This window comes from Streptomyces sp. NPDC028711 (assembly GCF_055565415.1).
Genome location: NZ_JBVHUJ010000008.1, coordinates 213,633 through 233,403, shown reverse-complemented (window position 1 = coordinate 233,403; position 19,771 = coordinate 213,633). Strand labels below are relative to the sequence as shown.

The following is a 19,771-nucleotide window of genomic DNA, read 5'->3' as shown; positions in this document are numbered from 1 at the left end:
GGGCCGGGTGTCGGGCGTGCACGAGCACGAGCACGAGCACGAGGAGCATCCCCCGGCAGCGCTCGGCGACGGCATCGGCGGCGCGCTCCTCGCCCCGTACTCCGCCCTGGTGGTCACCGCCTCCAACCGGGCCTCGGCCGGGGTCTACGAGGACAAGGGCGGTCCGCTGATCGCCGAGGGCCTGACCCGGATGCGGTTCGCCGTGGACGGCCCGCAGGTCGTCCCGGACGGGGAGCCGGTCGAGGCGGCCCTGCGTGCCGGGGTCGCCGCCGGGTACGACGTCATCGTCACCACCGGCGGTACGGGCATCTCGCCCACCGACGCGACCCCCGAGGTGACCCGCCGGGTCCTGGAGCGGGAGATCCCGGGCATCCCCGAGGCGATCCGGGCGTTCGGCCGGGAGAAGGTGCCGACGGCGGCGCTCTCGCGGGGCCTCGCGGGGGTCGCCGGAGGCACCCTGATCGTCAACCTGCCGGGGTCCTCCGGCGGGGTGCGGGACGGGCTGACCGTCCTGGAGCCGATCCTCCGGCACGCCGTCGACCAGATCCGTGGCGGCGACCACCCGAGACCGTCGTGATTCCGTCCTGGCCGGTCGTCCTCGTGGACGGCGATGTGGTGCTCCGTCCGATAAGGATGCGCGACCACGCGGCCTGGCGGGAGGTGAACCGGCGCAACCGCGAGTGGCTGCGGCCCTGGGAGGCGACGGTTCCGCCGCCTCCGCCGGGCGGCCCGGTCGCGCGGCGGCCGACGTACCGTCAGATGGTCCGCCATCTGCGGTCCGAGGCGAACGCGGGCCGGATGCTGCCGTTCGTCATCGAGTACCGGGGGCGGCTCGTCGGCCAGTTGACGGTCGCCGGGATCACCTGGGGCTCGATGTGCTCGGGGCACGTGGGCTACTGGGTGGACAGCGAGGTGGCCGGGCGCGGGGTGATGCCGACGGCGGTCGCGCTCGCCGTCGACCACTGCTTCCGCTCGGTCGGGCTGCACCGCATGGAGGTGTGCATCCGTCCGGAGAACGGGCCTTCGCGCCGGGTCGTGGAGAAACTGGGATTCCGCGAGGAGGGGCTGCGGCCCCGCTATCTCCATATCGACGGCGCCTGGCGGGATCATCTGGTCTTCGCGCTGACGGTGGAAGAGGTGCCGGAGGGGCTGCTGCGCCGCTGGCATCAGGCAAGAATAAGATAAGTGTTCGAATTCGATCGGCCGTTGACAGTCAATCGATCTGAACAATCACAAAAAACTTCAGTGATATCAGCCAGATCGTGCGACACACCGGGCCAATTGGCCGATGCCGTCACGCGAACCCCTCTACCGTGTGAAGCGTGAGCAGCAGCGGCCTCATCTACGCAGTCATCGTCGGGGCCTGGGCCGCCTACTTGGTGCCGATGTGGCTCCGCAGGCAGGACGAGCTGAACGAAGCCCGTCCGACGGAACGCTTCAGCACCGCCATCCGGCTGCTTTCCGGACGGGCGGGCATGGAGCGCCGGTACGCCAGGGAGCTCAGGGAGCGGGACCGTACGGCGGAGGGTCCGACGCCCGACGTGGACCCGGACGCGGAGACCGAGCATCTGAGCTCGGTCGACGTCCGGGCCTTCTCCGCGCCCGCGGCCAGGACCGAAGCGCGCCTGGAACTCCCGGAACCCGAACCGGAACCCGCGCCGAACCCCACCCCGAACCCCGCGCCCTCGCCGGCCCGCCCCGCCACGGGAGCCGCCGCCGAACGCGCCCGCCGCGGCAAGGTCCTGGCGCGCCGCCGCCGCACCACGACGCTCCTCTTCGCGGCCTTCACCCTCGGCGCCGTCGTCGCGGCCGTCGGCGGCGTCCCCTTCCTGTGGGCGCCGGCAGTCCCCGCGCTGCTCCTCAGCGCGTACATCGTGCATCTGCGGGTCCAGGAGCGACGCCGCTTCGTGTACGTGATGGACCGTCGGCGCGCCGAGGCGGCGGCGGCCCGGCTCCGCGAGAGCAGGCGCCCCGCCCCCACGCCCGAACTGGCGCCCGACGCCTCCCAGGCCCCCTCCCCGCAGGAGGCGGACCGCCGTGCCCTGGTCGAGCAGACCGACCACGCGGAGTGGGTCGACCAGCAGCGCGAGCGCGGCCCGGCCCGGGGCGACAGCTGGGACCCGGTCCCGGTCCCGCTCCCCACGTACGTCACCGCCCCGGTCGCCCCGCGCGCCACCAGCGGCATCGACATCACGGACCCGGACACCTGGAGCGCGGCCCGCTCCTCCACGGCGGCCGACCCGGCCCCGCCCCCCGCGCCGGCCCCACGCCCGCGCACGAACCCGCCCCGCCGCGGCCGCGACCACGGCCGCACCCCGCTCTTCGACCAGTACGCGGACGACGACCGCCCCCGGGCTGCCAACGAATGACCCCCGGCCGGGGGTCGCGACCGCCCCCGGCTGACCTGCGGCGGAAGCGATTTTTGTTCTCCCCGGCGGGGATGCTAATGTTTCACACGTCGCAAGGGCCTGTGGCGCAGTCTGGTAGCGCACCTCGTTCGCATCGAGGGGGTCTGGGGTTCAAATCCCCACAGGTCCACAGACGACTGTTCCTGGGTTAGCTCAGGAAGGTGACGAGATCCCGTCCGATCGTAAGATCGGGCGGGATCTTCGTCGTTCCGGGGGTCGTTCGACGCCTGTTCGGGGCGTGGATGGCGGCGTGACCGCTCCGCGTACCGCGTACCGCGTGACGCGGCTCGCGGTGGCATTCGGGAGCGCCCCGCCGATCCGTCCTCCGCGAGGACGAGGCACCTCGTCCGGCGGTACGCGCTGGTGCACGCGGAGCTCGGGGGCAAGTCGCGCTACACGGGCGAGGTCGAACGGCTCGATGTCTGGCGGGCGGTCCTGGCCCGGACGTGACAGCTCAGGTCAGCGGCTTCGCGTAGCAGCGGCTGGTGGGGTAGTCGCGGTAGTGGCCGAACTTGGGGCAGGGGGCGTAGCCGCTGGAGGTGTAGAGGGCTATCGCCTCCGGCTGGGCTATGCCCGTTTCGAGGACCATGCGGGTGCGGCCGGCCGCGCGGGCGTCGGATTCCAGGGCGGCCAGGATGCGGCGGGCCAGGCCGAGGCCGCGGGCCTCGGGGATCACGTACATGCGCTTGAGCTCGGCGTCGCCGTCCTCGTAGCCCTCGTCGTTCTTGTCCTGGGTGCGCCAGCCGCCGGTGGCCACCGGGTCGCCCTCGGGGGTGTACGCGAGGAGGTAGAGGCCGCGCGGAGGGACGAACATCCCGGCGTCCAGCGGTGTGACATCGCCCTCGTCGTCGTAGCGGACGGCGTACTCCGCCTGGACGGCGTCGTCGAGTTTGACGGCGTCGGGGTGGTCATAGGGCGTCGGCTGGATGTTCATGCGGAGTATCGTACATGTATGCGGTCGTTTGGTGTCGGTATCCTCCCCGGATGCTCACTGTGACGTCCGTGAATGTCAATGGTCTCCGCGCCGCCGCCAAGAAGGGCTTCGTGGAGTGGCTGGCCGGGACCTCCGCCGATGCCGTCTGCCTCCAGGAGGTGCGCGCCGAGGAGGCGCAGCTGCCCGTGGAGGTGCGGGCGCCCGAGGGCTGGTTCACCGTCCACGCGCCCGCCGCCGCCAAGGGCCGCGCCGGGGTCTCCCTCTACACGCGGCGCGAGCCCGACCGGGTGCGCGTCGGCTTCGGGTCCAGCGAGTTCGACGGCAGCGGCCGGTACGTCGAGGCCGACCTGCCCGGCGTCACCGTCGCCAGCCTCTACCTGCCCTCCGGCGAGGTCGGCACCGAGCGCCAGGACGAGAAGATGCGGTTCATGGGGGAGTTCCTTCCCTATCTGAAGGAGCTCAGGGCCCGCGCCGCCGCCGACGGCCGGGACGTCGTCGTCTGCGGCGACTGGAACATCGCCCACCGCGAGGCCGACCTCAAGAACTGGCGGGCCAACAGGAAGAACGCCGGGTTCCTCCCCGAGGAGCGGGAGTGGCTCGGGCGGGTGCTCGACGAGGGCGACGGCGGTTACGTCGACGTCGTGCGCGCGCTCCACCCCGAGCAGGAGGGCCCCTACTCCTGGTGGTCCTACCGCGGGCGGGCCTTCGACAACGACAGCGGCTGGCGCATCGACTACCAGATCGCCACTCCCCGTCTCGCCGCCAAGGCCGTGAAGGCGTACGTCGAGCGGGCCGCGACCCATGAGGAGCGGTGGAGCGACCACGCCCCCGTCACCGCCGTCTACGACGTGTAGGCGAATCCCGCGCGGTACCGTTCTCCACGCATTGGCGGAACCGGGTGGGGGGGCATCGTTGAGCGCGCGCATTCTGATCGCCGAGGACGACGAAAAGCAGTCGCGGCTTATTCGGATCTATCTGGAGCGGGAGGGAAATACCGTCCAGGTCGTCGCGGACGGACGTTCCGCATTGGAACGGGTTCGGAGCGTACGGCCTGATCTCGTCGTCCTCGATGTGATGCTGCCGTTCGTCGACGGACTCGACGTGTGCCGCATTCTGCGTTCCGAGGGATCCGACGTCCCGATCCTGCTGCTCACCGCGCGCAGCACCGAGGAGGACATGCTCCTCGGCCTCGACCTCGGCGCCGACGACTACCTCACCAAGCCGTACAGCCCCCGCGAGCTCACCGCCCGCGTCCGCGCCCTCCTCCGCCGGTCCCGGGCGCGCGGCGCGGCCGCCCCTGACGAGCTGCTGCGGGTGGGCGACGTCGAGCTCGACACCGCCCGCTTCGAGGTCCGGGTCGCCGGCCGCCCGGTCGCCCTCACCTCGAAGGAGTTCTCCCTCCTCGAAGCCCTGGCCCGCGAGCCGGGACGGGTCTTCACCCGCGCGCAGATCATCGAGCGGGTCTTCGGCTTCGACAGTGACGTCCTGGAACGCACCGTCGACGTCCACGTGCGCAACCTGCGGCTGAAACTGGAGCCCGACCCGGCCCGCCCCCGCCACCTGGAGACCGTGTACGGGCGGGGATACCGGCTCTCCGAGGGGCCGGCCGGGGAAGGTGCGGGCGCGTGAGTTTCCGGTTGCGGGTCTTCTCGCTCGTGCTGCTCGTCGCCCTCGCGGCCACCGCCGCCACCGCCTGGCTGACCCTCCGCCAGGCCGCGGGACAGCTCCGCGAGTCCGCCGCCGCCGACCGGCAGTCCGTCACCCGGATCACCGGGGCGCTCCACTCGTACGGGGTGAACCACGGCACCTGGGAGGGCGTCGCCGCCACCGTGCGGGCCCTCAGCGAGGAGACCGGGCAGCGCATCCGGATCAGCACAGGAAGCCAGGGGCAGATCGCCGACTCCGACACGCTCCTCGGCCGGGACCCGCGCCCCGGCGGCACCACGGCCCCGCTGCTCGTCGACCCGAGGCCCCGGCTGGAGATCCCCGCGAGCTTCGACCCCGGCTCGATGCGCAAGGTCACCGCCGCCATGATCGCGGTCTACGACGCCGGTGTGACGTACGCGGCCTGTCTGACCCGGGCCGGGCACACGATCGACGTCCTGCCCGGCAAGTTCGGGATCCCGGTCTTCGAGGACGGCGGGAAGGCCCCCGGCGGCCTGCCGGGCAGCGCCCCCTGCGCCCGGCCCGACGCCGGCCGGATCAGGCCCGCCGACACGGCCGCCGCCGACGCCTGTCGCGCGCCGCGGGCCGCGGAGGCGACCGCCTGCCTTCGCCGGGTCTTCATCGAGCGGACCGCCGCCGTCGGCCCCCAGCCGCTCTCCGTCCGGCTCGGTGCCGTGGACGACGCCGGGCAGGCCCTGGCCGTCGGCCCGACCGCGCTCGTCGCCGGCGGGGTCGGCGCCGCCGCGCTCGCCAGCGCGCTGCTCCTCAGCCGGGCCGTCCTGCGTCCCGTACGCGCCCTGACGGCGGCCTCCCGGGGGCTCGGCGAGGGTGACCTCGGCCGCAGGGTGCCCTCCTCGGGCAAGGACGAGATCGGGGAGCTCGGGCGGTCCTTCAACCGGATGGCCGACTCCCTCCAGGACAGCGAGGAGCGGCAGCGCCGGCTCGTCGGGGACATCGCCCACGAGCTGCGCACCCCGCTCGCCAACCTGCGCGGCTATCTGGAGGCCCTCCAGGACGGGGTCGTCGAGGCCGACGCCGATCTGTTCGACTCGCTCCACGAGGAGGTCCTGCTCCAGCAGCGGATCGTCGACGACCTCCAGGACCTGGCGCTCGCCGAGGCGGGAGCCCTCACGTACCACCGCAGGACGCTGGACGCGCGGGAGTTGGTCGAGGCCTGCCGGACCGCGCACAGCGCTCGGGCCGCGGCGGCCGGGGTCGCCCTGGAGGTGGTGGGCGCGGGGCCCGGCACCGTACGGCTGCACGGGGATCCGGACCGGCTGCGCCAGGCCCTCGGCAACCTCGTCGGCAACGCGATCCGGCACACGGCCGCAGGCGGCGGGGTGCGGCTCGAACTCGCGGAGCGGGACGAGATGGTGCGGATCGCGGTCAGGGACACCGGCAGCGGCATCCCGGCCGCCGATCTGCCGCACCTCTTCGACCGGTTCTGGCGGGCGGACGCGGCCCGCGGGCGGGCCACCGGCGGCAGCGGTCTCGGTCTCTCCATCGCCCGGCAGATCGTGGCGGACCACCACGGGGCGGTCGAGGTGGCGTCCGAGGTGGGCGTGGGGTCGGTGTTCACGGTGGTGCTGCCGGCCCCGCGGTGCGGGGCCGGCAGCGCGGTGCGGGATCAGCACTGGGCGTTGGAGCCGTAACCGTTCAGCAGGCTGTCCTTGATCCAGCCGGAGACACCGGTGGTGTTGTCACGGACGTGCGACCACGTGCCGTTCTGGCCGGACACGTAACAGTGCAGGGTGAGGCTGTGACTCGCCTGCGCCTGGCCCACCGACGTGCAGTCGGTCTCGGGCCGGTTCGTTCGAGTGCGGAGAAAGAATTGCCGGGGGGACCGATCGCTTTCAATGGGGAATGGGGTGGTCGGCTGTTTTTCGGGGGGTGGGGCCGGGAGGCGGTTTAGGACGCGTCCGGGGGAGGGGGAGAGGATGGGAGATCGTCTTCCTCTTCCGGTTCCCGAGCCTTTTCCGATGCCTTTGTGCGGGGTGGTGGTCGCCGGACGGGGCGGCGGAATGCGTTCCGGTCCTTCGGAGTCATGAATTCAGGACCGGAGGGAAAAGGCCAATCCGGTCCGTGCGGTACGGGACCGGATTGGCCGCTTCTCGGGGGCGGACGGAAAACCGACGCGGTCACGTTCCCGACAGGGCCACCGTCGGGGCCAGGCGGCTGGCCCGTACCGCCGGATAGAGGCCCGCGAGCACGCCGATCACCAGGGTGGCCCCCACGCCCGCCGCCGTCGCCCACACCGGGACCACCGTCGGCCACCCTCTGCTCAGGGCGTACGCCGCCGTGATCGCCGTCCCCAGGACGGTGCCGCCGAGCCCGCCGATCACCGAGAGCAGCAGGGACTCGGTGACGAACTGGCCCCGGATCTGGCCCCGGGTGGCCCCGAGCGCCCGGCGGAGGCCGATCTCCGGCCGGCGCTCCAGGACGGAGATGACCATGGTGTTGCCGACGCCGACCCCGCCGACGAGCAGCGCGACCCCGCCGAGCCCCAGGAGCAGTCCGGTGAGCGCCGACTCGGTGGCCTCGCGGGCCGCGAGCGCGTCCGAGGGACGGGACACCTGCACCTCGGCGGGTTTCGCCGGGTTCGCGGTGGCCGGGAGCACCGCCCGTACCGCCGTGATCGCGCTGTCCTCGGTCCGGACGTACACCGTCGACGGATGCCCGTCGAAGCGCAGATACGTCCGGGCCGCCGGCCAGCCGACGAGCGCCGCCGCGTCCAGCTCCGGAGCGAGGGGTACGGGGTCGAGGACGCCGACCAGGGAGAACCAGCGGCCGCCCAGCCAGACCCGGGTCCCCGGGGTGTACATGTCGAGCCGCTGGGCGGCGGTCGCGCCGAGCACCACCGCCGGGTAGCGCGCGGTCGCCGCGTCCAGCCAGCGGCCCCTGCGGAGTTCGCCGCCGACCGCCGGGAGGAGTCCGTCGTCGGCGGCGAGGACGGTGAGGGAGCCGGTGCGTCCGACGGCGATCCGGTCGTTGCGGTAGATCTTCGCCTCGGTCGTGCCGGTGGCTGCGACCTCGTCGACCGGGGGGATGCGGCCGATCATCGCCACGGCCTCGGCAGGGAGCTTCGTCCGCTGCCCGCTGAGGGTGGCACCGGGGGCGACCCGCAGCAGGTTGGTGCCGAGCGCGTCGAGCCTGCGGTCCACCTCCGCCTGGCCCGAGCCGGAGATGCCGACCACCGCGATCATGGCGGCGACGCCGATCGCGATGCCGAGCGCGGAGAGGAACACCCGCAGCGGGCGGGTGCGCAGACCGGTGCCGCCGAGGCGGATCACATCGGCGGGGCGCAGCCGGGCCGGGCGGAGAGCGGGGCCGGGGCGTCCTGCGCGTCTGCCTCGGGGAGCGGGGATCATCCGTGCGCTCCTCTCCTGGGTTCCGTGGTGGTGTCGGCGACCACCCGGCCGTCCCGCATCTCGATACGGCGGGGGAGGGCGGCCGCGATCTCCCGGTCGTGGGTGATGACCACGACGGTCGTACCGGCCGTGTGCAGCTCGCGCAGGAGCGTGAGCACCGCCGCCCCCGACGCGGAGTCCAGGTTCCCGGTCGGTTCGTCCGCGAGCAGCACCGCGGGTCCGCCGACCACCGCCCGTGCCACCGCGACGCGCTGGCGTTCGCCGCCGGACAGCTGGTGCGGCAGGTGGTGGACGCGGTGGCTCAGGCCGACCCTGGCGAGGGCGGCGGCCGCGCGGGACCGGCGGCGGCGGGCCGGGACACCGGCGTAGAGGAGGCCGTCGGCGACCGAGTCCAGGACCGGGACGCCGACCGCCAGGTGGAACTGCTGGAAGACGAAGCCGATCCGGGTGGCCCGCAGCGCGGAGACCTCCCGGTCCGTGAGGGCGGCGACGTCGTGCCCGTCGACCAGGACGTGGCCGGCCGAGGGGCGGTCGAGGCTGCCCATCAGGTTCAGCATGCTGGATTTGCCCGAGCCCGACGGGCCCACGATCGCGACGAGTTCGCCCCGGCGGATCCGCAGGCTGACGTCCCGGACCGCGGTGACTCCGCCGGGGTACGTCTTCGAGACCGTGCGGAACTCCACCACGGGGGCCGGGTCCGTGCCGGCGCTCACTGCGGGATCCTCACTTTCAGGCCCTCGCGGAGCTTCGGGCCGCTGACCTCGACCATGCCGTCGGCGAAGAGGCCCGTCCTGGCCGCGACGAAGCGGCCGTCCTCGGTCTCCAGGCCGTGCCCTCCTTCGGCGAGCGCCACCAGGGCGGCCACCGGGACGGTCAGCACGTTCGCGCGCTCGCGGCCCACGTACTCGACGCTGACCGGGCCGCTCTCCAGGCGGCCCAGGGCCCGCTGGTCGGGGACGGTGATCGTGATGGGCACGGTCGGGGGCCCGCCGTCTCCCTCGGGCGCGGTCGCCTGCCTGCCGATGGACGCGACCTCGCCCTTCACCGGGGTCCCGTCGGGCAGGCCGACGGTGACGTGGGCGCCGCGTACGGCCCAGGAGGCTTCGAGGGCCGAGGCGTTGACGACGACCTTGCGGGTCGTGCCGGTGTAGGTGAGGACGTCCTCGCCGGCCGCCGCGCCGAGCCGTACGCCCGCCTGGCCGAGGCGCACCCGGCCGGCGGCGTACACGATGTCGCCGAGGCCGATCCGGCCGGTCCTGGGCAGGCCGAGCGCCTTCTGCCAGTCCTTGACGGCCCGTTCGGTGGCGGAGGTGAACTTCTCGTCGACGGTGAAGCCGTCGTAGCCGAGGGCGGCGAGGTTGGACTCGAACTGGAGGACGTCCATGCCGCGGAGCGGCTGGGGCGGCGCCGCAGGGGGCGGGGTGGTCGTGTCGGTGCGCTTCCCGGAGTCCGTACCCCCGCCCGCGTCCGGGGCGGAGCCCGTACCCCCGTCCGTGTCCGGGGTGGAGCCCTTGCCTCCGGCGCCCCCCGGCGCCGGTGGCGTGGAGGCGCCGGACTCCGGTGCCGGCGTGGCCGTCGTAAGGCCCAGTTCGCGGTACATCGGCAGCGTCCCGTAGAGCAGCACCACCGGCCGGTCGTCGACCCGCAGCAGGGTGTCCCCGCGCTCGGCGGTCGCGCCCGCCTCCGGGAGCCAGGTGACCGTGCCGGTCGCCTTGACCGGCAGCGGAATCTCCGTCCCGTACCCCAACGTGCCCTCGACCTTGGTCCGTTCGACCAGGGTGGTGCGGGTGACGGCGACCGTGGCACCCGCTCGCGGCGGGGCCTCCGGGCCCTCGCCGCCGCCACCCCCGAGGCCGAGCGCGCCGACCACGGCGACCGCCGTGACCACGACGAAGGCGGCGGTGATGAGGACGGTACGGCGCCTCCGGCGTCCGGGGGTGCCCGAGGGAGCCGTCCCCTCCCGCATCGGCTCCGCCTCCCCGAACTCCCCGAACCCGGCCGTGTCCTCGTCGTCCCTGTCCGTGAACATCCCGCTCATCGCTCAGCCCTTGCCCGGGCCCTGCTCGACGGGCTCTCCGATGATCGGGGCGCAGGTGCGGGCGGCCTGCTTGGCCGCGGCCGTCGTCGAGTCCCACTGAATGTCCCCGTACACGTTGCCGTCGGGCTCCGGGTCGGGGAAGTCGGGGGCGCCGTTCTTCTGCATGCAGTCGGCGAACGCGAACTGGGTCTTGATCTGTTCGGGGGTGAGCTTGGGCGCCAGCCTGCGCTCGACCTCCCTGGGGACCGTCTGGTTGAGCGGCGCGCACTTCTCCGAGGCCTTGAGGAAGGTCGGGTTCTTCTTCAGGGCCACGTTGTCGCCGAGGTCGACCTGGCCGTTCGCGTCCGGGTCGGGGGCGTCGATGCCGTTCTCGCGCAGGCAGGACACCCAGGCGCGCCGGGCCTCGACGTACGCGGCGACCTCGTCCTTGCCGGAGCCGGAGCCGGAGCCGCTGCCGTCTCCGCCGGTGCCCGTCCCCCTGCCCGTACCGGCGACCGCGCCGCCCTCCGCGGCCGTCGGGATCTTCCCCGCCTCGTCGCTCCCGCCGCCGCAGCCGGTCAGCGTGAACGCCATGACCGAGACCGCCACGGCCGGCAGCACCCGCTTGGTTCTCATCGGTTCTCCCGTTCCTCGGTGGGTGGGGCCGACCGTAGGACGGGGGTGATGAAGAACTGTTGAAGAACCTGTCAGGCGATCATGAGGCCGGTTCGCCGGGGGACGCGGGGCGCAGCCGCCGGTCGAGCGCCATCGACAGCTCGGCCTCCACCACGCTCTTGGCGAGCGGCCGCAGCCGCCCCAGGTCGTCCTCGGCGGCGTGGGTGCGCAGCAGGTCGGTGAAGAGCTCCGCGAGGGCCTCGGCGTGCTCGCGGACGCGGGCGCCCGCCTTGAGGACCTCGGCGAGCGGGACGCCCTCGCGGACGAGGGCGGCGGAGACGTCGAGCAGTCGGCGGCTGATGTGGATGATCTCCTCGCCGTCGGTGACGAGGTAGCCGAGGTCGAGGGCGGCCGCGAGGTTCTCCGGGGTGACCTCCCCGGCGAAGTGGTCGGCGAGTTCCTCGGGGGTGAGCCGGACGGGCTCCTCCTCGCTGGGGGCGTCGAGGGCGAGGACCTCGCGGACGTTGCGGCCGCTCTCGAAGGCGGTGGTGAGGTCGGCGATGCCGTTGAGGGTGTGGCCGCGCTCCAGGAGGGCGGCGATGGTGCGGAGCCGGGCCAGGTGCTGGTCGTCGTACCAGGCGATCCGGCCCTCGCGGCGGGGTGGGGGGATCAGGCCGCGCTCGCGGTAGAAGCGCAGGGTGCGCACGGTGATCCCGGCGACGGCCGCCAGCTCCTCCATGCGGTACTCGCGTACGCCCGGGTGCGCGCCCGTTGCCGCTGCCTGTTCTCCGTCTGATCCTTCAGCCACGCACGCCAGCCTATGTTGTACCGCCGGTAACTTTCCCTCGCCTGACCCCTACCGCTCGGTAGGGCGCTGCTCTACAGTCCCGACTGTGCCAGTGATTGCTGGCGTGATTGGTCGGGTGTACGGGAGGCGGCATGGCGAAGCACGAGCACGTACGGGTGGCGGTGATCGGATCGGGATTCGGTGGCCTCGGCGCCGCGGTCCGGCTGCGCCGCGAGGGCATCACCGACTTCGTGGTCCTGGAGCGGGCCGACTCCGTGGGCGGCACCTGGCGGGACAACAGCTACCCCGGCTGCGCCTGCGACGTCCCCTCCCACCTCTACTCCTTCTCCTTCGCGCCCAACCCCGACTGGCCGCGGACCTTCTCGGGACAGCGCCACATCCGCGCCTACCTGGAGCATGTCACGGACACCTTCGGGCTCCGCCCCCACCTCCGCCTCGACCACGAGGTGCTGCGGATGGAGTGGGACGCCGAGACGCTCCGCTGGGAGATCGAGACCAGCGCGGGCTCCTTCAGCGCCGAGGTCGTCGTCTCCGCGACCGGACCGCTCTCCGACCCCAAGATCCCCGACATCCCGGGTCTCGCCGACTTCCCCGGCAAGGTCTTCCACTCCGCCCGCTGGGACCACGACTACGACCTCACCGGCAAGCGCGTCGCCATGATCGGCACCGGCGCCTCCGCCATCCAGATCGTGCCCGCGATCCAGCCCCAGGTCGGCAGGCTGACCCTCTTCCAGCGCACGCCCCCGTGGGTCATGCGCCGCATGGACCGGGCCATCAGCGGCCCCGAGCGCTGGCTCCACCGCACCCTGCCCGTCACCGGCACCCTCCGCCGCGGCCTGCTCTGGGGCATCCGCGAACTCCAGGTCGGCGCCTTCACCAAGCACCCGAACGAACTCGGGCTCGTCGAGAAGCTCGCCAAGGCCAACATCGCCAAGTCCATCAAGGACCCGGTCCTTCGGGCCAAGCTGACCCCCTCGTACCGCATCGGCTGCAAGCGGATCCTGCTCTCCAGCACGTACTACCCGGCGGTCGCGCAGCCCAACGTCGACGTCGTCGCCTCCGGTCTGCGCGAGGTCCGCGGCTCGACCGTGGTCGCCGCCGACGGCACCGAGACCGAGGTCGACGCGATCGTCTTCGGCACCGGCTTCCACGTCACCGACATGCCGATCGCCGAACGGATCGTCGGCGCCGAGGGCAGGACCCTCGCCGAGAGCTGGAAGGGCGGCATGGAGGCGCTGCGCGGCGCCACCGCCGCCGGCTTCCCCAACTTCATGACGGTCATCGGCCCCAACACGGGCCTCGGGAACTCCTCGATGATCCTGATGATCGAGTCCCAGCTGAACTACATGGCCGACTACCTGTGCCAGTTGAACGTACTCGGCGGCCGTACCGCCCTCGCCGTCCGGCCCTCCGCCGTCGGCGCCTGGAACCGCAAGGTGCAGGCCCGGATGGAGCGGACCGTGTGGAAGGCGGGCGGCTGCGAGAGCTGGTACCTCGACGCCAACGGCCGCAACACCACGCTCTGGCCGGGCACCACGGGCGAGTTCCGCCGCGAGACCCGGCGGGTCGACCTCTCCGAGTACGAGGTGCTCCGCGCGCCCGGGCCGGCGAAGCCGGTCGTCACGGAGCCCGCCGCCGCGAAGGCCCGCACGAAGGAGGCCGCGAAGTGAGCCGGCACCTGACCTCACTGCCCGTGTCCCGCGAACTCACCGCCGTCTCCGCCGACGGCTCCCCGGTCCACGTCGAGGTGTACGGCCCCGAGGGCGCCCCCGCCGTCGTCCTGGCCCACGGCTGGACCTGCTCGACCACCTTCTGGGCCGAGCAGATACGGGCGCTCGCCGCCGACCACCGGGTCATCGCCTACGACCAGCGCGGCCACGGCCGCTCCCCGGTGCCCGGCCCCGGCGGGTACTCGACGACGGCGCTCGCCGACGACCTGGAGGCCGTGCTCGCCGCCACCCTCGGCCCCGGCGAACGGGCCGTCCTCGCCGGTCACTCCATGGGCGGCATGACGATCATGGCGGCCTCCGGTCGCCCCCGCTTCCGACAGCACGCCGCCGCCGTCCTGCTCTGCTCCACCGGGCCCTCCCGGCTGACGGCCGAGGCCACCGTGGTGCCCCTGCGGCCGGGCGGTCTGCGCACCCGGCTCACGCGGGCCGTCCTGGGCGCGAAGGCACCGCTCGGGCCGGTCAACGCCGTCTCGAAGAAGATCCTCAAGTACGCGACGATGGGCCCCGGTTCGGCGCCCGAGCGGGTCGACGCCTGCGCGCGGATCGTGCACGCCTGCCCCCGCGCCTCCCGGTACGGCTGGTCACAGGTCCTCGCCGGACTCGATCTCGGCGCGGGACTGCGGGGGCTGCGGCTGCCCGTGGCCGTGATCGTCGGCACCGCCGACCGGCTCACCCCGGCCGTCCACTCCCGCGCGATGGCGGAGGCGCTGCCGCACTGCACGGGCCTCGTCGAACTGGCCGGCATGGGCCACATGACACCGGTGGAGGCCCCCGAGGCCGTCACCGCGCAGATCCGCGAACTGACCCTCACCTACCTGGGCGTGACGGCCGGGGACGGGGAGCAGGATCAGGAGCAGGATCAGGAGAAGGAGAGGGAGCAGGCATGAGCAGGGTGAGCCTGGAAGGACAGGTCGCGGTCGTCACCGGAGGCGCGCGCGGGGTCGGTGAACTCCTCGCCCGCAAGCTCTCCGCGCGCGGCGCGAAGATCGCGCTCGTCGGCCTGGAGCCGGAGCAGCTCAAGGACGTCGCCGGGCGGCTGCACACCGAGGCCGACTGGTGGCACGCCGACGTCACCGACCACGAGGCGATGGCGAAGGTCGCGGCCGAGGTGAAGGAGCGGTTCGGCAAGGTCGACATCGTCGTCGCCAACGCCGGTGTGGCCGCGGGCGGACCGTTCGTCGACTCCGATCCGGACGCCTGGCGGCGGGTCATCGAGGTCAACCTGATCGGCGGCGCGGTCACCGGCCGGGCGTTCCTGCCGGTCCTCATGGAGTCCCGCGGGTACTTCCTCCAGATCGCCTCGCTCGCCGCTCTCACCCCGGCGCCGATGATGACGGCGTACTGCGCCTCCAAGTCGGGCGTCGAGGCCTTCGCGCACAGCCTGCGCGCCGAGGTCGCGTACAAGGGGGTGAAGGTCGGCGTCGGCTATCTCTCCTGGACCGACACGGACATGGTGCGGGGCGCCGACCAGGATGACGTGATGAAGGAGCTGCGGCAGCGGCTGCCGTGGCCCTCGAACCGCACGTACCCCCTCGGCCCGGCCGTCGACCGGATCGTGGCGGGCATCGAGCGGCGCTCCCCCCATGTGTACGCGCAGTGGTGGCTGCGCGGGATGCAGTCGGTCCGGGGTTATCTGCCGGGCATCATCGCCACGGTCGGGCAGCGCGAGATGAAGCGCTTCGAGCCCCGGCTCGGTTCGGTGTCCAAGGGACTGGTGGGCGCGGGCGGCGCAGCCGACGAGCAGGCACGGTCGGAGCGGGCCTGACGGCCGGACCGGGCGGCCGGGCCTGGCAGTCGGGCTGAAACGGCCGGTGCTCACGTTCCGTGACTGATCGACATGCGCAGGGTGTTCGCTCGTGCAACGCTGGTCGTGGCCCGAGGGGCATGAAGTCCCCTCCCCACACAGCCTTCTAGGAGTGAAATTCCATGGGCATGCAGGACCAGTTCAAGGACAAGGCGGCGCAGGCGAAGCAGCAGGCCAAGGAGGCCATGGGCAAGGCGAAGGACGAAGCGTCCTCCCGCGCCTCCCAGGGCCGCGAGCGCGCCGAAGAAGGGACCCGCAGGGGCCAGCAGGGGACCCCGGACCGCCTGGAGCAGGACCGCCTGGACCAGGAGCGCAAGGACCGGGAGCGCATGGACCGGGAGTCCGGCGTCTGACCCGGCGTTCCACCAGCGAGGCGCACCCGCGACACCGGGTGCGCCTTCGCGCGTGTGGGCCGAAAAGTTGTACGTGTACCGCGCCGGATCTTCGTACGGTGTCGTCCATGGCCGTACTTGAGCGACTGCGCACCGATCACGCCCCCGCCCTGCTCGTCTTCGAGTGGGAGAACCGGGGGTACTTCGCCGCGTCCGTGCCCGACCGGGGGGACGCGTACTTCAGCGATTTCGAGGAGCGGCACCGGGCGCTGCTCGACGAGCAGGAGACCGGGGCGATCCACTTCCATGTGCTGGTGGGGGAGGGCGGGGAGATCCTCGGGCGGTTCAATCTGGTCGACGTCGCCGACGGGGGCGCGGAGCTCGGGTACCGGGTGGCCGAGCGGGCGACCGGGCGCGGGGTGGCGACGGCCGGAGTGCGGGAGGTGTGCCGGCTGGCGCGTGAGGAGTACGGGCTCAGCCGGCTGACCGCCGTCACGACCCTCGACAACGAGGGGTCGAGGGCCGTGCTCGGGCGGGTCGGCTTCGGTGCGGTCGGGAGCGTGACGATCGACGGGCGGGCGGGGACGTCGTACGAGTTGGACCTCGGGCTGAATTCTTAGGGAGTGTCCGGCCTCGGGGGGAGCTTCGGGCGGGAGCGGTCCGGGAGGTTCTCGTAGCCCGGAGGGCTCGCCGCCGGGGTCTCCGTCAGGAGGGCGAGGGCCACGTGGACCGCGTCGTCCAGCTGGGCGTGGCGGCCCTCCGCCCAGTCCAGGGGGGTGCGGAGGATCGCGAGGTCGGGTTCGACGCCGTGGTTCTCCAGGGACCAGCCGTACTCGGGGAACCAGGCCGCGTTCATCGGGACCGTGATCTGCGTGCCGTCGCCGAGCCGGTGGCGGCCCGTCATGCCGACGACACCGCCCCAGGTGCGCTGTCCGACGACGGGGCCGAGGCCCAGGAGCTTGAAGGCGGCGGTGATCATGTCGCCGTCCGATGACGTGGCCTCGTCGGCCAGGGCGACGACGGGGCCGCGCGGGGCGTTCGAGGCGTAGGCGACGGGCTGGGCGTTCCGGGTGAGGTCCCAGCCGAGGATCCGGCGGGTGAGCTTCTCGATGACGAGTTCGCTGATGTTGCCGCCGGCGTTGCCGCGTACGTCGACGATGAGCGCGGGCCGGGAGACCTCCATGCGCAGGTCGCGGTTGAACTGGGCCCAGCCGGAGCCGCCCATGTCGGGGATGTGGAGGTAGCCGCAGCGGCCGCCGCTGACCTCCCGTACCACCGCACGGCGTTTGGCGACCCAGTCCTGGTAGCGCAGCGGGCGTTCGTCGACGAGGGGGACGACGGCGACGCGGCGGGCGCGGCCCTCGCCCTCGGCTGGGGTGAAGGTGAGCTCGACGGTGGTGCCGCCGGTGCCGGAGAGCAGCGGGTACGGGCCGGTGACCGGGTCGACGGGCCGACCGTCGACATGGGTGAGGACGGCGCCCTCGCGGATGCCGGTGCCGGCGAGCGGCGAGCGGGCCTTGGAGTCGGAGGATTCGCCGGGCAGGATCCGCTTCACCGTCCAGCCGGCCTCGCGCGGGACGAGGTTGGCGCCGAGGAGCCCCATGGGCCGCTGGTAGTGCGGCGGTCCCTCGTTGCGGCGGGCGGGGGTGACGTACGCGTGGGAGGTGCCCAGTTCGCCCATAACCTCGCGGAGCAGGTCGGCGAACTCGTCGGGGGAAGCGACCCGTTCGACGAGCGGCCGGTACTGGTCGAGGACGGCCGTCCAGTCGACCCCGCCCATGCCCGGTTCCCAGAAGTAGGCGCGGACGATCCGGCCGGCCTCGTCGAAGGCCTGCCGCCATTCGGCGCCCGGGTCGACCTCGTGCAGGATGCGCCGCAGGTCCAGGTAGACGGTGGAGTCGCCGTCCCCGGGCTCGGTGGCGGGCACGGCCCGAAGCTCGCCCTCGTCGGCGACGACGAGGCGGGTGCCGTCGCCGCTGACCGAGAACCAGTCGAGGTCCTTGGCGAGTTCGCTCTTGCGGGCCTTCACGATGGAGAAGTGCTCCAGGGTGGGGCGGCCCGAGGTGTCGGCCGGGTTGGCGAAGGTCTCGCCGAGGGCGCCGGAGATGGGCCAGCGCAGCCAGACCAGGCCGCCGCCGCTGACCGGGTGCAGGGCGGAGTACTTGGAGGCGGCGACGGGGATGGGGGTGACCCGCTCGGGCAGCCCCTCGATCTCGACGGTGACGGTGCCGTCGCCGGTGTCCGTGTCGTCGTCGGCGGGGTCGAGGCCGCCGGCCGCCGGGCGCCCGTCGGGGAGCAGCGCGAACGGGGAGGGCGTGGCGGAGGAGAGCGGGACGAGGTAGGGGCGGCAGCCGAGCGGGAACGACAGGTCGCCGGTGTGGACGTCGTACACCGGGTCGAAGCCCCGCCAGGAGAGGAAGGCGAGGTAGCGGCCGTCGCGGGTGAAGACGGGGTTCTCGTCCTCGAAACGCCCGTTGGTGACGTCGACGACGGTCCGGGCGCCTGGCCCCGCGATCCGGGCCATCTTGATGGAGCGCAGGGAGCGGCCGATGCCGGGGTGGGACCAGGTGATCCAGTCGCCGTCGGGGGAGAAGGCGAGGTCGCGGACGGGGCCGTTGACGGACCTGATCAGTTCGGTGACCTCGCCGTTGGAGTCCTCCGTCGCGTCCAGGAGGAGGAGGCGTCCGTCGTGGGAGGCGATGGCGAGGCGTTCGCCGTCGGGGTCGGCGACGAGTTCCTCGACCCGGCCGAGGTCGCCCGAGGCGAGCCGGCGCGGCGGCCGGTCGCCGCTGGCGCGCGGCAGATAGCCGACCTCGACGGCGTCCTCGCCCTCGGCGTCCGTGACGTACGCGACCTGGCCGCCGCTGCCGAGCATCTCGGGGAGCCGGACCCGGACGCCCGGCTCGTCGATGATCGTGCGGGCCGGGCCGTCGCGGTGCGTCAGCCAGTACAGGCTGCCGCGCACGGAGACGGCGCTGGCGCGGCCGGTCTCGTCGACGGAGAGCGCGTCGATGTGGAGGGCGGCGGGCACCTGGTAGGGGCGTCGGCCGACGCGCTGGCCGCCGAGCCGCACCTCCAGCTTCCGGGGGCGGGAGCCGGGGGTGAGGTCGTCGACGATCCACAGGTCGCCGGCGCACTGGTAGACGACCCGGCGTCCGTCGCTGGAGGCGTGCCGGGCGTAGAACTCGTCGTGGTCGGTGTGGCGGCGCAGATCGGTGCCGTCGGGCAGGCAGGAGTACAGGTTGCCGATGCCCTCGTGGTCGGAGAGGAACGCGATCCGCCCGTCGACGGCCATGGGGCAGTCGAGGTGGCCGCCGATGTCGGGCAACAGCCGTTCGCCGTGCAGCCAGAGGCGGCCGGTGGCGCCGCCGAGGTACCGCTTCCAGGCGGCCGGCTCGTGCGGCGGCTTCCCGGTGAGGAGGAGGGTTCGCCGCTCCCCCTCGTGGTCGTCGATGACGCCGATGTCGGAGACCGGGCCCCAGGGGAGGCGCCTGCCGGGCGAGCCGTCGGTGGGGACGGTGTAGGCCCAGGAGTAGTACGAGAAGGGCTGCCCGTGCGAGGAGACGGCGAGGATCTCGGAGCGGCCGTCCTTGTCGGGGGGCGTCCAGCCGCAGACCCGGGTGTCGGTGGAGCCCCAGTAGCTGAGCCGCCGGGCGGGTCCGCCCTCGATGGGGACGAGATGGATCTCGGGGTCGAGGCTGCGCCAGTTCGTGTACGCGATCCGGCGTCCGTCCGGCGAGAAGCGCGGGTGGCCGACCCGTGTCCTGTCGACGGTCAGCCGCCACGCCCGGCCGGGGCGCCGGCCCTCGGGGACGAGCGGGGCGATCCACAGATCGTCCTCGGCGGCGAAGCACAGCAGGTCGTCGTGGAGGTGCGGAAAACGGAGGTACGCGACGTCGTGGCTCACCTCCTCATGCTTTCCGCGCGGAGGGGGTCAGGCAACTCGTACGTGTATGCGGGCGTCCTGTCCTGTGTGGACTTCGCGTGTGGCCCAGGACACGTACGAAACGGTTTCGTTTCGCTGAGGGCGGGGGTATCTTCGTACTGTACGAAACCGTTTCGTTCGAGTACTCGACCGGAGGCACCGGCC

Annotated in this window: 18 protein-coding genes and 1 tRNA gene; 12 read left to right on the top strand and 7 right to left on the bottom strand. The window is 73.0% G+C overall.

The genetic code is table 11. From position 1 onward, the window contains the following. Positions 1-16 precede the first annotated feature (16 nt). The 4 genes from ACZ4VK_RS24870 (at position 17) to ACZ4VK_RS24855 (ending at position 2,538) form a co-directional block, all read left to right on the top strand. Entirely contained in the window at positions 17-577 is a 561-nt protein-coding gene (locus ACZ4VK_RS24870; protein WP_468356369.1) for a MogA/MoaB family molybdenum cofactor biosynthesis protein, read from the top strand. Then, positions 574-1,185 (top strand): GNAT family N-acetyltransferase, encoded by a 612-nt coding sequence (locus tag ACZ4VK_RS24865; protein WP_468355882.1) that lies wholly within the window; start codon positions 574-576, stop codon positions 1,183-1,185. Before ACZ4VK_RS24870 ends, ACZ4VK_RS24865 begins: the two co-directional genes overlap by 4 nt. A 137-nt stretch (positions 1,186-1,322) precedes the next feature. Beyond that, positions 1,323-2,369 carry a divisome protein SepX/GlpR gene (gene sepX / locus ACZ4VK_RS24860; protein ID WP_468355879.1) on the top strand — a complete coding sequence of 349 codons (1,047 nt, stop codon included), beginning with the start codon at positions 1,323-1,325 and terminating at the stop codon, positions 2,367-2,369. Positions 2,370-2,464: 95 nt separating this feature from the next. Beyond that, positions 2,465-2,538: transfer RNA gene (locus tag ACZ4VK_RS24855), tRNA-Ala, on the top strand. A 324-nt stretch (positions 2,539-2,862) separates the two neighbouring features. On the opposite strand, the gene ACZ4VK_RS24850 is transcribed toward ACZ4VK_RS24855, so the two are convergent. Next, the gene (locus tag ACZ4VK_RS24850; RefSeq protein WP_468355876.1) at positions 2,863-3,342 is read right to left on the bottom strand and encodes a GNAT family N-acetyltransferase; all 480 of its coding nucleotides are present in this window, start codon (positions 3,340-3,342) and stop codon (positions 2,863-2,865) included. 50 nt (positions 3,343-3,392) lie between these two features. Here ACZ4VK_RS24850 and ACZ4VK_RS24845 point away from each other — a divergent pair, with 50 nt between their 5' ends. From ACZ4VK_RS24845 to ACZ4VK_RS24835, 3 genes are read left to right on the top strand one after another with little or no spacing between them, the layout of a single operon-like run. Beyond that, the gene (locus ACZ4VK_RS24845) at positions 3,393-4,196 is read left to right on the top strand and encodes an exodeoxyribonuclease III (protein ID WP_468355873.1); all 804 of its coding nucleotides are present in this window, start codon (positions 3,393-3,395) and stop codon (positions 4,194-4,196) included. Positions 4,197-4,254: 58 nt separating this feature from the next. Next, a complete protein-coding gene (locus ACZ4VK_RS24840) occupies positions 4,255-4,971 on the top strand; it encodes a response regulator transcription factor (RefSeq protein WP_468355870.1) in 717 nt (238 codons plus the stop codon). Next, positions 4,968-6,659, top strand: a complete 1,692-nt coding sequence (locus ACZ4VK_RS24835; RefSeq protein ID WP_468355867.1) for a sensor histidine kinase — start codon at positions 4,968-4,970, stop codon at positions 6,657-6,659. The genes ACZ4VK_RS24840 and ACZ4VK_RS24835 overlap by 4 nt, the downstream gene beginning before the upstream one ends. A 486-nt stretch (positions 6,660-7,145) precedes the next feature. Here ACZ4VK_RS24835 and ACZ4VK_RS24830 read toward each other — a convergent pair whose 3' ends face one another. The 5 genes from ACZ4VK_RS24830 to ACZ4VK_RS24810 all read right to left on the bottom strand — a co-directional run bounded on the left by ACZ4VK_RS24830 (position 7,146) and on the right by ACZ4VK_RS24810 (position 11,746). Then, positions 7,146-8,375, bottom strand: a complete 1,230-nt coding sequence (locus ACZ4VK_RS24830) for an ABC transporter permease (protein WP_468355864.1) — start codon at positions 8,373-8,375, stop codon at positions 7,146-7,148. Further along, positions 8,372-9,088, bottom strand: a complete 717-nt coding sequence (locus tag ACZ4VK_RS24825; protein ID WP_468355861.1) for an ABC transporter ATP-binding protein — start codon at positions 9,086-9,088, stop codon at positions 8,372-8,374. The genes ACZ4VK_RS24830 and ACZ4VK_RS24825 overlap by 4 nt, the downstream gene beginning before the upstream one ends. Then, positions 9,085-10,413 (bottom strand): peptidoglycan-binding protein, encoded by a 1,329-nt coding sequence (locus ACZ4VK_RS24820; protein WP_468355858.1) that lies wholly within the window; start codon positions 10,411-10,413, stop codon positions 9,085-9,087. The genes ACZ4VK_RS24825 and ACZ4VK_RS24820 overlap by 4 nt, the downstream gene beginning before the upstream one ends. 3 nt (positions 10,414-10,416) lie before the next feature. Continuing rightward, entirely contained in the window at positions 10,417-11,028 is a 612-nt protein-coding gene (locus ACZ4VK_RS24815; RefSeq protein WP_468355855.1) for a hypothetical protein, read from the bottom strand. Positions 11,029-11,107: 79 nt separating this feature from the next. Continuing rightward, complete coding sequence (locus ACZ4VK_RS24810; RefSeq protein ID WP_468356366.1) at positions 11,108-11,746, bottom strand: MerR family transcriptional regulator; 639 nt, start codon at positions 11,744-11,746, stop codon at positions 11,108-11,110. Positions 11,747-11,946: 200 nt separating this feature from the next. Between ACZ4VK_RS24810 and ACZ4VK_RS24805 the strand changes: the two genes are divergently transcribed. The 5 genes from ACZ4VK_RS24805 (at position 11,947) to ACZ4VK_RS24785 (ending at position 16,301) form a co-directional block, all read left to right on the top strand. Beyond that, positions 11,947-13,485 (top strand): flavin-containing monooxygenase, encoded by a 1,539-nt coding sequence (locus ACZ4VK_RS24805; RefSeq protein WP_468355852.1) that lies wholly within the window; start codon positions 11,947-11,949, stop codon positions 13,483-13,485. Continuing rightward, positions 13,482-14,432 carry an alpha/beta fold hydrolase gene (locus ACZ4VK_RS24800; RefSeq protein WP_468355849.1) on the top strand — a complete coding sequence of 317 codons (951 nt, stop codon included), beginning with the start codon at positions 13,482-13,484 and terminating at the stop codon, positions 14,430-14,432. Before ACZ4VK_RS24805 ends, ACZ4VK_RS24800 begins: the two co-directional genes overlap by 4 nt. Then, a complete protein-coding gene (locus ACZ4VK_RS24795) occupies positions 14,429-15,310 on the top strand; it encodes an SDR family oxidoreductase (RefSeq protein WP_468355846.1) in 882 nt (293 codons plus the stop codon). The genes ACZ4VK_RS24800 and ACZ4VK_RS24795 overlap by 4 nt, the downstream gene beginning before the upstream one ends. A gap of 161 nt (positions 15,311-15,471) precedes the next feature. Further along, on the top strand, positions 15,472-15,702 hold the full coding sequence (locus ACZ4VK_RS24790) for a hypothetical protein (RefSeq protein WP_468355843.1): 231 nt from the start codon (positions 15,472-15,474) through the stop codon (positions 15,700-15,702). Between the two features lie 107 nt (positions 15,703-15,809). After that, positions 15,810-16,301, top strand: a complete 492-nt coding sequence (locus ACZ4VK_RS24785) for a GNAT family N-acetyltransferase (protein ID WP_468355840.1) — start codon at positions 15,810-15,812, stop codon at positions 16,299-16,301. On the opposite strand, the gene ACZ4VK_RS24780 is transcribed toward ACZ4VK_RS24785, so the two are convergent. Continuing rightward, complete coding sequence (locus ACZ4VK_RS24780; RefSeq protein WP_468355837.1) at positions 16,298-19,588, bottom strand: S41 family peptidase; 3,291 nt, start codon at positions 19,586-19,588, stop codon at positions 16,298-16,300. The genes ACZ4VK_RS24785 and ACZ4VK_RS24780 overlap by 4 nt on opposite strands. Positions 19,589-19,771 lie beyond the last annotated feature (183 nt).

Coding starts and splice junctions, on each gene's coding strand:
- ACZ4VK_RS24790 (WP_468355843.1), top strand. CDS start 15,472: ATGGGCATGCAGGACCAGTTCAAGGACAAGGCGGCGCAGGCGAAGCAG.
- ACZ4VK_RS24795 (WP_468355846.1), top strand. CDS start 14,429: ATGAGCAGGGTGAGCCTGGAAGGACAGGTCGCGGTCGTCACCGGAGGC.
- ACZ4VK_RS24850 (WP_468355876.1), bottom strand. CDS start 3,342: ATGAACATCCAGCCGACGCCCTATGACCACCCCGACGCCGTCAAACTC.
- ACZ4VK_RS24810 (WP_468356366.1), bottom strand. CDS start 11,746: ATGGAGGAGCTGGCGGCCGTCGCCGGGATCACCGTGCGCACCCTGCGC.
- ACZ4VK_RS24815 (WP_468355855.1), bottom strand. CDS start 11,028: ATGAGAACCAAGCGGGTGCTGCCGGCCGTGGCGGTCTCGGTCATGGCG.
- ACZ4VK_RS24820 (WP_468355858.1), bottom strand. CDS start 10,413: ATGAGCGGGATGTTCACGGACAGGGACGACGAGGACACGGCCGGGTTC.
- ACZ4VK_RS24785 (WP_468355840.1), top strand. CDS start 15,810: ATGGCCGTACTTGAGCGACTGCGCACCGATCACGCCCCCGCCCTGCTC.
- ACZ4VK_RS24830 (WP_468355864.1), bottom strand. CDS start 8,375: ATGATCCCCGCTCCCCGAGGCAGACGCGCAGGACGCCCCGGCCCCGCT.
- ACZ4VK_RS24805 (WP_468355852.1), top strand. CDS start 11,947: ATGGCGAAGCACGAGCACGTACGGGTGGCGGTGATCGGATCGGGATTC.
- ACZ4VK_RS24845 (WP_468355873.1), top strand. CDS start 3,393: ATGCTCACTGTGACGTCCGTGAATGTCAATGGTCTCCGCGCCGCCGCC.